At 65.4% G+C, this 12,720-nt stretch carries 11 protein-coding genes and 1 pseudogene; 6 read left to right on the top strand and 6 right to left on the bottom strand.

The genetic code is table 11. The features are described 5' to 3' along the window. The first annotated feature begins 76 nt into the window (after positions 1-76). From FB481_RS06655 to FB481_RS06635, 6 genes and pseudogenes are all read left to right on the top strand, one after another. A complete protein-coding gene (locus FB481_RS06655) occupies positions 77-1,447 on the top strand; it encodes an inorganic triphosphatase (RefSeq protein ID WP_147175606.1) in 1,371 nt (456 codons plus the stop codon). A gap of 55 nt (positions 1,448-1,502) precedes the next feature. After that, positions 1,503-2,234 carry a DUF502 domain-containing protein gene (locus tag FB481_RS06650; RefSeq protein WP_093500207.1) on the top strand — a complete coding sequence of 244 codons (732 nt, stop codon included), beginning with the start codon at positions 1,503-1,505 and terminating at the stop codon, positions 2,232-2,234. A gap of 90 nt (positions 2,235-2,324) precedes the next feature. Beyond that, complete coding sequence (locus FB481_RS06645) at positions 2,325-4,109, top strand: GspE/PulE family protein (protein WP_093500210.1); 1,785 nt, start codon at positions 2,325-2,327, stop codon at positions 4,107-4,109. Positions 4,110-4,158: 49 nt separating this feature from the next. Next, positions 4,159-4,911: pseudogene (locus FB481_RS23515) on the top strand (HAMP domain-containing protein); the annotation flags it as partial. Next, positions 4,903-5,766, top strand: a complete 864-nt coding sequence (locus FB481_RS23510) for a methyl-accepting chemotaxis protein (protein ID WP_372239549.1) — start codon at positions 4,903-4,905, stop codon at positions 5,764-5,766. The pseudogene FB481_RS23515 and the gene FB481_RS23510, both read left to right, overlap by 9 nt. Positions 5,767-5,878: 112 nt before the next feature. Further along, positions 5,879-6,181 (top strand): DUF2388 domain-containing protein, encoded by a 303-nt coding sequence (locus FB481_RS06635; protein WP_013789627.1) that lies wholly within the window; start codon positions 5,879-5,881, stop codon positions 6,179-6,181. Between the two features lie 74 nt (positions 6,182-6,255). On the opposite strand, the gene gcvH is transcribed toward FB481_RS06635, so the two are convergent. The 6 genes from gcvH to FB481_RS06605 all read right to left on the bottom strand — a co-directional run bounded on the left by gcvH (position 6,256) and on the right by FB481_RS06605 (position 12,710). Then, positions 6,256-6,639: a glycine cleavage system protein GcvH gene (gene gcvH, locus FB481_RS06630; protein WP_093500214.1), complete on the bottom strand. Its 384-nt coding sequence runs from the start codon at positions 6,637-6,639 to the stop codon at positions 6,256-6,258. 82 nt (positions 6,640-6,721) lie between these two features. Next, complete coding sequence (gcvT, locus tag FB481_RS06625) at positions 6,722-7,816, bottom strand: glycine cleavage system aminomethyltransferase GcvT (protein WP_093500216.1); 1,095 nt, start codon at positions 7,814-7,816, stop codon at positions 6,722-6,724. A 206-nt stretch (positions 7,817-8,022) separates the two neighbouring features. Continuing rightward, positions 8,023-9,639 carry an iron ABC transporter permease gene (locus FB481_RS06620; RefSeq protein ID WP_147175602.1) on the bottom strand — a complete coding sequence of 539 codons (1,617 nt, stop codon included), beginning with the start codon at positions 9,637-9,639 and terminating at the stop codon, positions 8,023-8,025. Positions 9,640-9,703: 64 nt separating this feature from the next. Beyond that, positions 9,704-10,378: a hypothetical protein gene (locus FB481_RS06615; RefSeq protein WP_147175600.1), complete on the bottom strand. Its 675-nt coding sequence runs from the start codon at positions 10,376-10,378 to the stop codon at positions 9,704-9,706. 18 nt (positions 10,379-10,396) lie between these two features. Further along, on the bottom strand, positions 10,397-11,398 hold the full coding sequence (locus FB481_RS06610; RefSeq protein WP_093500220.1) for an extracellular solute-binding protein: 1,002 nt from the start codon (positions 11,396-11,398) through the stop codon (positions 10,397-10,399). Between the two features lie 94 nt (positions 11,399-11,492). Next, positions 11,493-12,710 carry a 2-octaprenyl-3-methyl-6-methoxy-1,4-benzoquinol hydroxylase gene (locus tag FB481_RS06605; protein ID WP_027903829.1) on the bottom strand — a complete coding sequence of 406 codons (1,218 nt, stop codon included), beginning with the start codon at positions 12,708-12,710 and terminating at the stop codon, positions 11,493-11,495. Positions 12,711-12,720: the final 10 nt, after the last annotated feature.

Raw genomic sequence — 12,720 nt, 5'->3', positions numbered from 1 at the left:
GTACGGCCTGATGTGCGGGGCAACGCCTCGCACCGTGCAACCCCCGCCGCCGTCACCGCGTCACCGAGCCCTCGCAATGAATAAAGAAACCGAAATCAAACTGCGCGCCAGTCGCGAAACCCTGGCCGCCCTGCAAACCCATCCCCTGCTGAAGAAACGCAGCAAGGCCGGCTGGGAGACGAGCGAGCTGTTCAATCAGTACTTCGACACCGACACCCGCGACCTCGCAGGTGCCAAGGTTGCCCTGCGCCTGCGCAAGGATGGCGAGCAGATCATCCAGACCCTCAAGAGCCGTGGCCAGAGCGTGGCCGGGCTGTCCGAGCGCAATGAGTGGGACTGGTACCTGAGCAAGGCCAAACTGGACCTCAAGAAGCTCGATGACAGCTGCTGGCCGGCTGCTCTGGCCGAGCTCGACAAGAAGCAGCTCAAGCCGATCTTCACCACCGACTTCGTGCGCCAGCGCGCCGAGATCGCCTGGGGCCGCGGCAAGGCTCGGGTGGTCATCGAGGCGGCCCTGGACCTGGGCAAGGTGATCGCTGGCAAGGAGCAGGAAGAGATCTGCGAGCTGGAGCTGGAGCTACGCCAGGGCGAGCCCGAAGCGCTGCTGGAGTTGGCCGCCGAACTGGCCGCCGATCTGCCGCTGATGCCCTGCGACATCAGCAAGGCCGAGCGCGGCTACCGCCTGTTCGACGAAGCCAGCTACAGCCTGCAACTGCCCACTCCGCAACTGGAGGCCGAACAGAGCCTGGACGACACCGTGGCCGCCATCGGCTGGTTCCTGCTCGGCAGCAGCCAGCGCCTCGCCGAGCAGTACCGCCACAACGGCCACTGGCGCCTGCTGGTCGACTGGCTGAACTGCCTGGTGGAGCTGCGCGCCCTGTTCGGCAGCCTCGGCCAGGCCGCACCGCGGGCCAGCACCAGCGAGCTGCGCCAGTTGCTCGACGCCCTGCTCGAAGACTGGCGCCCACGGGTGCAGGCCGGCCAGCAGGATGACGCCGCCCGCCAGCAAGCGCCCGCACAGTTCGCCGCCGAGTTGGAGCAGACCCGCTGGGGCCTGTTTTCACTGAGCACCTCGCGCTGGCTGCTGACCCGCGCCTGGACCAGCGCCCGCAACAAGCGTGGCGACCGCCAGGGCGCGGCTGCCCTGCAAAGCTGGCTGCCGACCTTCTTCACCGAAGAAGGTCGCGACCTGCAACTCAAACGCTACCAGCAGCAGCCCGAGGATCTCGCCGAACAGCTACCGCGCATCGAGCGCTTGCTGCTCTGGCTGCACCTGGCCCGCGGCACCCTCGACATCGCCGAGACCGACCGCTTATTCGGCGAACTCAACAAACTGGCTGAACTGGCCAAGCACCCGATCAGTCCAGAAGAACTGGAGGCGCGCATGACCCAGGCGCAGATCATCATGAGCCTCAAGCCCTGGAAAGCGCTGCTCAAGCACGGCTGATGACCCCGGCAGGTGGCTCGCCCACCTGCCCCGCTCGACGACAGGACGCCCATCGATGTTCAAACTCAGCCTGAAATCCATCGCCGCCACCTGGCTGACCGGCTTGCTGGCCCTATTGCCGCTGGCCCTGACCATGGTGGTGCTGGCGTGGCTGGTCAGCCTGCTCAACAACCTGATCGGCCCTTCCACGGCCATTGGCCGGCTGTTCGCTGCCCTCGGCACGCCCTTCGCCAGCAACCCGTACCTGGCCTACCTGCTCGGCACCCTGGTACTGCTGATCAGCCTCTATCCCCTGGGCCTGGCGGTAAAGCTGGGCCTGCGCCGCCCGCTCGGCTGGCTGATCGACGTGACCCTGCGGCGCACGCCGCTGATCGGCAATTTCTACAACCTGGCCGACCGTTTCGTCGGCCTGCTCGACAAGAAGAACACCGACATCACCAGCATGCGCCCGGTGTGGTGCTTCTTCGGCGGCGGCGATGGCGTGGCGGTCCTGGCCCTGCAGCCGACCTCGGAAACCGTGGAGCTGGAAGGCCGTCCGCACCTGGCGATTCTGGTGCCCACCGCACCGATCCCGGTCGGCGGCGGTCTGCTGTACGTGCCCGCCGAATGGGTGAAGCCGGCCAATATGGGCGTTGATGCGCTGACCAGCATCTACGTGTCCATGGGCCTCACGCCGCCGCCATCCTTGCCAGCGCAGAGCCTGGAAGATGGCCGCGACAGCGAGGCGCCAGCCACGCCGCAACAGTTGCCGCCGGCTGACGAGCAACCGCCCAAGCCGCAGGCCTGATAGCTGAACCTTGAACCGGCGCTTAGTCGGCGCCGGTGCAATCAGGCATGCTGCTAGCCTTATTTAAATACGTCGCCATCAGGAGCCCGCATGTCCAGCCTTTCGCCTGCCGCCGCCGACCGCCAGCTGGACCTCAACGAACTGCTGCGTGAGCTGGTCGGCCAGGGCCGCATCGCCCAGGAAAGCGCCGAGCAGTGTTTGGCGATCCGCCGCAGCGGTGCCAACACCGACCTGCACCCGCTGGAGTTCCTGGCTGCCCAGCAGCTGGAGGATCTGGCGCGCCCTGGCCGCACTCTGGATCTGGAAAGCCTGACCCAGTGGCTGGCGCAGCTGGCTGGCCAGCCGTACCTGCGCATCGACCCGCTGAAGATCGACGCGGCGGCGGTCACCCCGCTGATGTCCTACGCCTTCGCCCAGCGCCACAAGATCCTCGCCGTGGCGGTCAGCGCCGAAGCGGTGACCATCGCCAGCGCACAGCCGTTCATGCATAGCTGGGAAGCCAACCTCACCCACGTGCTCAAACGCCCGATCAAGCGCGTGGTAGCCAACCCGGCGGACATCCAGCGCTTCACCGTGGAGTTCTACCGCCTGGCCCGCTCGGTCAGTGGCGCCACCAACACCGATGCCAAGATCAGCAACGTCGGCAACTTCGAGCAGCTGCTCAACCTCGGCGCCCAGGACCAGGAACCGGACGCCAACGACGCCCACGTGGTGAACATCGTCGACTGGCTGTTCCAGTACGCCTTCCAGCAGCGCGCCAGTGACATCCATATCGAGCCGCGCCGCGAACAGGGCAGCGTGCGTTTTCGTATCGACGGCGTGCTGCACACCGTCTACCAGTTTCCCGCCCAGGTCACCATGGCCATCGTCAGCCGCCTGAAGACCCTGGGCCGTATGAATGTCGCCGAAAAGCGCAAACCCCAGGACGGTCGGGTGAAGACCAAGACGCCGGCCGGCAACGAGGTGGAACTGCGCCTGTCGACCCTGCCCACCGCCTTTGGCGAGAAGATGGTGATGCGCATCTTCGACCCCGACGTACTGCTGCGCGGCTTCGACCAGCTGGGCTTCAGTCCCGATGACCTCAAGCGCTGGGAGAGCATGACCCGCCAGCCCAACGGCATCATTCTGGTCACCGGCCCCACCGGCTCGGGCAAGACCACCACGCTGTACACCACCCTCAAGCAGCTGGCCACCGAGGAAGTGAACGTGTGCACCATCGAAGACCCCATCGAGATGATCGAGGGCGCCTTCAACCAGATGCAGGTGCAGCACAACATCGACCTGACCTTCGCCAGCGGCGTGCGCGCGCTGATGCGCCAGGACCCGGACATCATCATGGTCGGCGAGATCCGCGACCTGGAAACCGCCGAGATGGCCATCCAGGCGGCGCTGACCGGTCACCTGGTGCTTTCCACTCTGCACACCAACGACGCCCCCAGCGCCATCACCCGCCTGCTCGAACTGGGCGTGCCGCACTACCTGCTCAAGGCGACCCTGCTGGGCGTCATGGCCCAGCGCCTGGTACGCACCCTTTGCCCGCACTGCAAGGCACCGGTGGAATTCGACGAAGCGGACTGGCAAGAGCTCACCCGCCCCTGGAACGCCCCACTGCCGACCGGTGCGCACCGCGCCGTGGGCTGCGTCGAATGCCGGGAAACCGGCTACCGGGGGCGCGCCGGCGTGTACGAAATCATGCTGCTGAACGACAGCCTGAAACCGTTGATCAGCGCCGATACCGACCTCACGCCGCTACGCCGTCAGGCCTTCAAGGATGGCATGCGCAGCCTGCGCCTTTCTGGTGCGCAAAAAATCGCTGCAGGGCAGACCACCCTTGAGGAAGTATTGCGCGTGACACCGCAAAGCGAGCAGCGCTAATCTCTGAAGACGCGGGCCTGGACGGCCCGTTCGTGCCAGGAGCGCAGCCATGAATATCCGCCAGAAAATGCTCGCCTGTGGGGCCGTCAGCATCGTTGCCACGCTTCTGGTCGGAGGCATCGGCCTCTGGGGTCAGGCGCAGCTCAGCGAAGCTCTGGCCGCCAATGAAATCAACGCTAACGCCCTGCGCCACCACATGGATGGCGACATGATGCACGACGCCCTGCGCGCCGACGTGCTGGCTGCCTTTTTGACCAACCCGGGCGATGCTGCCGCGGCGACCCAGGTGCGCGACGACCTCAAAGAACACAGCGAGCGCTTCCGCAAGGCCATGGCGGAGAATGCGGCCCTGCCACTGGCGCCCGAGATTCGCCAGGCCATCGACGGCGTCGGCCCGGTACTGGAGGCTTATATCCAGTCGGCCAGCCGCATCGTCGACCAGGCACTCGCCGACCCGGTAGCGGCGCGGGCGCTGATGGCCGACTTCGCGCGCAGCTTCACCGCGCTGGAAGAGCGCAACGAAGCGATCAGCGAGCAGATCGAGGCCGCCGTCGCCCAGACCCGCGCACAAACCGAGACCACGGTGCAGCAGGCGTCCTGGTGGCAATGGGGCAGCCTGGGCCTGGCCTGCGTGCTGATCCTGGCGATCACCCGGCAACTGCTGCACTCGGTGCTGCGGCCCCTGGCGAAGATCATCAACGCCGCACGCAGCATGGCCCAGGGCAATCTGCGCGCGCCGATCAGTGTCGACAGCCACGACGAGGCCGGCCAGCTACAACAGAGCCTGGCCGACATGCAGAACAGCCTGCGGCAGATGATCGAAACCATCCGCACCGAAAGCGAGGAGCTGCGCCGCGCCTCCCAGCACCTGAGCCAGACCTCCGGCGAAGTGGCGCGCGGCGCCAGCGAGCAGGCCGACGGCGCCACCAGCATGGCCGCTGCCATGGAAGAGATGATCGGCAACATCGCCCAGATCGCCGAGCACACGCGCAGCGCTCGGGATATTTCCGAGCAGTCAGAGCAGCTGACCACCAGCGGCGGCCAGGTGATCGTCGGGGTGGTCGACGGCATGAATCACATCGCCGAGGCGGTGAGCCAGTCGTCTAGAACTGTCACCGTGCTGGGCCAGTCGTCCGAGGAAATCGACTCGATCATTCAGGTGATCCGCGGCATCGCCGAGCAGACCAACCTGCTGGCCCTCAACGCCGCCATCGAGGCCGCAAGGGCTGGCGAAGCCGGTCGTGGTTTCGCCGTGGTGGCTGACGAAGTGCGCGGCCTGGCGGCGCGTACCGCGCAGTCGACCCAGGAAATCACCGGCATGATCCAGCGCATTCGCGAGTCCACCGCCCAGGCGGTGAAAAGCATGGACGCAGGGGTTAGCCGGGTCAGCGATGGCGTCGGCCTGGCCCGGCAAGCCAATGCCTCGATCACCGAGATTCGCCAGGGTGTGCAGCGCTCGGCGCAGATGGTCGACGAGATCGCCCACACCATCACCGAGCAGTCCAACGCCAGCAACGAAGTCGCCGAGCGGGTGGAAATGATCAGCGAGGTGGCACAGCGCAACAACCAGGCCATGCAGGAACTGGCGCACATGCTGGTGCAGATGGACAACTCCGCCCAGGCCATGCAGGCCTCGGTGCGGCGCTTCGAACTCTAGCTCTCTAGCTCGCAGGTGGCGGCAGCCCTGGCTGTCGCCCCTGCAAGACGGTGGAACCACTGGCCCGTGGCCCGACTCTCAGAGAGAGGAAAACCCACAAGGAGTCATTGCCATGCGCCGTTCTAGTTCGCTGTTGATCGCCGGCCTGTTTCTGGCCGCTGCTACTCAAGCCCATGCCGTAAACCTGCGTGACGTACTGTCGTCGGGTGCGACCACAGCGTCGACCTACCTGACATTCAAGGACAACAAAATGATCGTCCCTGCCCAGGATGATGCCAGCAGCTATATCGCCAGTAACGGCGAAATCCGCGGGCCATATCTTGAAGCGGCGCTGCAGAAGATCCGCACCGACAACCCGGATCTGCAAGCCAGCGACATGGAGCTGGCCACCGCGATTCTCACTGCTCAGCAGTAATCGATCGCCTCACTGCCCCGCAGTGACGAAAAAGCCGGCCCCAGGGCCGGCTTTTTCATGCCTCACATCACGGCTCAGCCGTCGATGCTGGCCTCGTAGCCTGCGCTGTCCAGCAGCTTCTGCAGCTGCGAGGCGTCGCTCGGCTTCAACTTGAAGAACCAGCTGCCGTACGGGTCGTTGTTGACGCTTTCCGGGCTGTCGGCCAGAGCTTCATTGATGGCGATCACTTCGCCGCCGACCGGCGCATAGATGTCGGAAGCGGCCTTCACCGACTCCACCACACCGGCGTCCTGGCCTGCATCGAGCACCTTGCCGATTTCCGGCAGCTCGATGAACACCACATCACCCAGCGCCTCCTGAGCATGATCGGAGATGCCAACGGTCACGCTGCCATCGGCTTCCAAGCGTGCCCATTCGTGGCTGGTGGCGTAACGCAGATCGGCGGGGATAGAGCTCATGTTGTCGTTCCTCATCTGACAGGACGGCGACCGCGCCGTCCGGGGAATTTAGCAGGTGCTTACGGACGCGTCAGCGTGGACGTCAGATCAGCACCTTGCCATGGCGTACGAAACTGGGCTGCACCACGCGCAGCGGGTACCACTTGCCACGAATCTCCACCTCGGCGCGGTCACCGGTCTTGGCCGGTACACGGGCTAATGCGATGGACTTGCCAAGGGTCGGCGAGAAACTGCCACTGGTGATCTCGCCTTCACCAACGCCGGCGACGCGCACCACCTGATGGGCGCGCAGCACGCCACGCTCTTCGAGCACCACGCCGACCAGACGCGGATAACCGCCGGCTTCGTGCTGACGCTGCAGCGCCTCGCGGCCAATGAAAGCACGCCCACTCGGCTCCCAGGCCACCGTCCAGGCGAGGTTGCAAGTAAGCGGCGTGGACTGCTCGTCCATGTCCTGGCCGTACAGATTCAGGCCTGCTTCCAGACGCAGAGTGTCGCGCGCGCCCAGGCCGATGGGAGAAATACCGGCGCCGACCAGGTCGTTGAAGAACGCCACGGCTTCTCCAGCCGGCAGCATTATTTCCAGGCCATCTTCGCCGGTGTAGCCAGTACGGGCGATGAACCAGTTACCGTCGGGCAGGCCCTGGAAGGGCTTGAGTTCGTGGATCAGACTGGCGCGGGACTGGCTCACCAGCTCGGCAGTACGGGCGCGGGCCTTGGGGCCTTGCACGGCGAACATGGCGAAGTCGCTGCGCTCGCGCAGCTCGACGGCAAAGTCGGTGATCTGCGCACGCAGCCAGACCAGATCCTTGTCGCGGGTAGCCGCATTGACCACCAGGCGGTAGGCCGGCACTTCAGGCGTGCCGAGCAGGTAGACGATCAGGTCGTCGATCACCCCGCCCTCTTCGTTGAGCATGGCGCTGTAAAGGGCCTTGCCCGGGCTTTGCAAGCGGCTCACATCGTTGGCCAGCAAGCGCTGCAGATAGCGCAGGGCATCAGCGCCCTGCACGTCGACCACGGTCATGTGGGAGACGTCGAAGACCCCGCAATCGCGGCGTACCTGGTGATGCTCCTCGACCTGGGAGCCATAGTGCAGCGGCATGTCCCAGCCGCCGAAATCGACCATCTTGGCGCCGAGCGCCAGGTGCAGGTCATAAAGAGGTGTGCGCTGTCCCATGGGATCTCCTTCCGGGCGTTGCAAGGCTGGGGCGCGCGTGAAGTGGGCCATTCCAGATGAATTTGGACATGGCTGCATGGCGGGCCGCAGCGAATGGCGCGCATTGTAGCCGCATGGTCGGGGCGGGTCATCTCGCACATGGGCAAGCGGTGTAACAAAGCGCCCGACAGACATTGGCGCGCGGCCCTGGGCCGCAGGCTGACCGCTTATCCGATTCGCTGCGCCGAGCGGCGAATCAGCAGGATCACCGGCAAAAGACCGACCAGCACCAGGGTCAGCGCCGGCAGCGCGGCACGTGCCCATTCGCCCTCGCTGGTCATCTCGAAGATGCGCACGGCCAGGGTGTCCCAGCCGAACGGACGCATCAGCAGTGTGGCAGGCATTTCCTTGAGCACGTCGACGAACACCAGCAGAGCCGCGGTCAGCACACCGGGCATCAGCAGCGGCAGGTACACACGCCCGAACAGCGGCAGGCCACCGACGCCGAGGCTGCGCGAGGCCTGAGCAAGTGACGGGCGAATGCGTGCCAGGCTGGTTTCCAGCGGCCCATGGGCCACCGCCAGAAAGCGGATCAGGTAGGCGAGCAGCAAGGCGCCCAGGCTACCCAGCAACAGTGCCTTGCCGGCACCGCCGAGCCATTTCGACAGGGGAATCACCACGCCGTTGTCCAAGGTGCTGAAGGCCAGCATGATCGCCACCGCCAGCATCGAGCCCGGCAGCGCGTAGCCGAGGTTGGCCAGGCCGACGGTAGCGCCCATCAGGCGGTTCGGCGCCTGGCGCCGCGCGAAGGCCAGCAGCAGGGCGACGGCCACGGTGATCAGCGCCGCCAGAGCGCCCAGGTACAGGGTGTGCTGGATAAGCGCCAGGTAGCGCTCATCCAGATCGAAGCGCCCGCGCTGCCAGCACCACACCACGAGCTGCAGCACTGGAATCACGAAGGCGCAGGCGAACACCAGCAGGCACCACGCACTGGCCGCCAGCGCGCGCAGGCCGGTCAGCCGGTACAGCGCGCCGCTGCGCGATCGCTCGACCGAGGGGCGCACGGCGCCGCGGGCCCGGCGCTCGCCATAGAGCACCAGCATCACCGCGAACAACAGCAGGCAGGCCAGCTGCGCCGCGCTGCCCAGGCTGTAGAAGCCATACCAGGTCTTGTAGATGGCGGTGGTGAATGTATCGAAATTGAACACCGACACCGCACCGAAGTCGGCCAGGGTCTCCATCAGCGCCAGGGCCAGCCCAGCGCCGATAGCCGGCCGCGCCACCGGCAGGGCTACCCGCCAGAACGCCTGCAATGGCGTGAGGCCGAGCGTGCGCGCCGCCTCCGTCAGGCCCTTGCCCTGGGCCAGAAAGGCATTGCGCGCCAACAGGTAGACGTAGGGGTAGAACACCAGCACCAGAACGATGATCACCCCGGCGGTGGAGCGCACCCGTGGAAAGCGAATACCGCTGCCCAGCCACTCACGCAGCAGCGTTTGCAGCGGGCCGGAGAAATCCAGCAAGCCGACGAACACGAAGGCCAGCACGTAAGCGGGAATAGCAAAAGGCAGCATCAGCGCCCAGTCCAGCCAGCGCCGGCCGGGAAACTCGCAGAGGCTGGTCAGCCAGGCCAGGCTCACACCCAACAGCGTCACGCCCACACCGACGCCGACCACCAGCGCTACGGTGTTGCCGATCAGCCGCGGCAGTTGGGTCTGCCACAGATGCGACCAGATCTGCCGATCCAACTCGTGCCAGCTCGCCAGCAACACCAGCAGCGGCATCAGCACCAGCAGGGCGACGGCAAAGGCGATGGGGTACCAGCGACGCTGGGCAGGATGGGCCAAGCACACTCCTAAACAAACAACGTGCTACGTCCCGGCAGCAGCAAGGACGTCAGCTTCATAGCGGTTAGAGGCCGTCTACGCTGCGCAACGTGCGCTCAGCCTTGTCGGCAGCATTCTTGTTCTGCCATTTGGGCAAGTAGTCGAGCTTGCGGGCGCGGATACTGTCGATGTTGTCCTGATACCAACCGTTCGCCTTGGGGCCGATAACCATCCACTCGGTGGACTCATCCCAATTGCGGAACTGCTTGGACTGCAGGCCTTCCTTGGCACTGGCATCATTACGAATCGGCAGCAGCGAAAAGCGAGCTTTCCACACCCCCATTCGCGGGGCGACCAGTACGTAGTAACGCTTGCCGGCTTCGAGATTGGCCGCGAGGAAATCGGCATTTTCAGACACCACCATGAACATATGCTCACCGGGCTCGGCCAGATAGGCGACCTTGCTTTTCGACGATACGACGCCGGCGAATACATCATTGCCCTCGGCGCGAGTGTCATAGACCGAGGACTGCACCGCACCACCGAGCGAAGAGGGACGCATGAACACCACCAGAGCCTTGTCGGCAGTGGCTTTCGGTTCGACCTCGGTAGTTGGCGCAACCATCAGTGCCGATTGACAACCACCCAGCACCAGCAACACGACGAGCATTCCCAGCAAGCGGGAAAATATGGAAAACGGCATGGAAACTTCCTTGTGACTGAAATGAAAAAGCCGCGGCAACATCGCCGCGGCTGGCATTCAAGCAAATCGCCGTCGTTAATTCCAGCCAGCGCGATCCATCAGGCGAATGGCCTCGGCCTGGCGCTTGCCGGCCACTTCGACGGCGATGCTGTCCGCCTTGAACTCGCCCCAGGAGGCGACTTCCGCTGAAGGCTTCACCTTCGGGTTGGCCGGGAATTCCTTGTTGGCGTCGGCGAAGATGTTCTGCGCTTCGGCGCTGGTCATCCACTCGACCAGCTTCTGCGCGGCCTCTGGGTTCGGTGCATGCTTGGTCAGGCCGACGCCGGACAGGTTGACGTGCACGCCGCGGTCATTCTGGTTCGGCCAGAACAGCTTGGCTTTCAGGTCAGGCTTCTGCTCGTGCAGACGGCCGAAGTAGTAGGTGTTGACGATGCCCACGTCGCACTGGCCGGCGGCCACGGCGTTGATCACCGAGTTGTCGTCCGGGAACGGGTCGGTGGCCAGGTTGCTGACCCAGCCCTTGATGATCTCTTCGGTCTTGGCTTCGCCGTGGGTTTCGATCAGGGTGGCGGTGAGCGACTGGTTGTAGACCTTCTTGCTGGTGCGCAGGCACAGGCGGCCTTCCCAGTTCTTGTCGGCCAGCGCTTCGTAGGTGGTCAGCTCGCCGTCCTTCACCCGCTCCGGCGAATAGACGATGGTGCGCGCACGCAGCGACAGGCCGGTCCAGGCACCGCTGGCGGCGCGATACTGGGCAGGAATGTTGGCGTCGACGACGCTGGATTTCATCGGCTGCAGAATGCCCATCTGCTCGGCCTGCCAGAGGTTGCCGGCATCGACGGTTATCAGCAGATCCGCCGGGGTGTTCTCGCCTTCGGCCTTGATGCGCTCCATCAGCGGCGCTTCCTTGTCGGTGATGAACTTCACCGCGACGCCGCTCTTGGCGGTATAGGCGTCGAACACCGGCTTGATCAGCTCGTCGATACGCGAGGAATAGACCACGACTTCATCGGCGGCCTGCACCGCGCTGGCCAGCGTACTGAGAGTGAAAACGGCGAGAAGCGCACGGCGTACCGACATGACAGAGACCTTGTGATGAACGAGGGAGCGAGGATGATAGTGACTCGCATCTGCATCGCCCACCAGCAGGTCGTTGCCAGATATTACCGCGCCATCACGCCTTTGCCAGCTCCGGCAGGTCGCCGCTCAGGCCCAGGGCCTGGCGCACGAACAGCGCCTTGGCATCTTCCAGGCCGTCGACCAGATCAAGCCCAGCGTTGCGCGCCAGGCGCAGCGCCAGGGAATCGCTCTGGAACAGGCGCTGAAAGCCTTCCATCGCCGCCATCATCGCCAGGTTGTGGGGCATGCGCCGGCGCTCGTAACGGCTCAGCACGCGCTCGTCGGCCAGGCGCTCGCCGCGTGCCGCCGCCTGCGCCAGTACTTCGGCGAGCACCGCGGCGTCGAGGAAGCCGAGGTTGACGCCCTGCCCGGCCAGCGGATGGATGGTGTGGGCGGCGTCGCCGATCAGCGCCAGCCCCGGTTCGACGTAGCGCTTGGCGTGCCGCTGACGCAGCGGGATGCACAGTCGGCGATCCACCTGCAGCACCCGACCCAGGCGATGCTCGAAAGCCTCGCCGAGGGCAATGGAAAACCCGTCGTCACCCAGCGCCATCAGCTGAGCGGCGTGCTCCGGCGTGGTCGACCAGACGATCGAGCACCAGTGCTCGCCATCGCGCTCGCCCAGCGGCAGGAAGGCCAGCGGACCTTCGTCGGTGAAGCGCTGCCAGGCCGTGGCCTGATGGGCCTCGGCACAGCGCACGCTGGTGACGATAGCGTGGTGCAGGTAATCCCATTCGCGGGTTTCGCAGCCGGCCAGGCGGCGCACCGCGGAATTGGCGCCATCCGCCGCGATAATTAGTGGCGTACGCAGCTCGCGGCCGTCGGCCAGGGTCAGCAGCCAGTCATCACCGGAGTGGCGCAGGCGCTCCAGGCGCGCATCGGCCAACAGCCCCACATCGCAGTCATGCAGGCGCTCGACGAGGGCGTCCTGGACCACGCGGTTCTCGACGATATGGCCCAGGGTCAAGGCGTGCACGCTGCCGGCGCTGAAATGAATATGGCCGGTGCCGCTGCCGTCCCACACATGCATTTCGCTGTAGGGGCAGCTGCGCCGCGCCAGCACGCCTGGCCAGGCGCCGAGGCGTTCGAGAATGCGCTGGCTGGCCATCGACAAGGCGCTGACCCGCGGCTCGTAGCTTGCGCTGGCGTCGAACGGTTCGACCCGCATCGGGCCGCCATCGAGCACCAGGCATTCCAGGCCATGCCCGCGCAAGGCCAGTGCCAGGGCGCTGCCGACCATACCGGCGCCCACGATGATCAGGTCTGCACGCATCTCGTTCATA

It is taken from the genome of Pseudomonas sp. AG1028 (assembly GCF_007993955.1).
Taxonomy (GTDB): domain Bacteria; phylum Pseudomonadota; class Gammaproteobacteria; order Pseudomonadales; family Pseudomonadaceae; genus Aquipseudomonas; species Aquipseudomonas straminea.
Note: the sequence above shows the minus strand (reverse complement) of the source record. Positions and strands in the feature narration are given on the sequence as shown.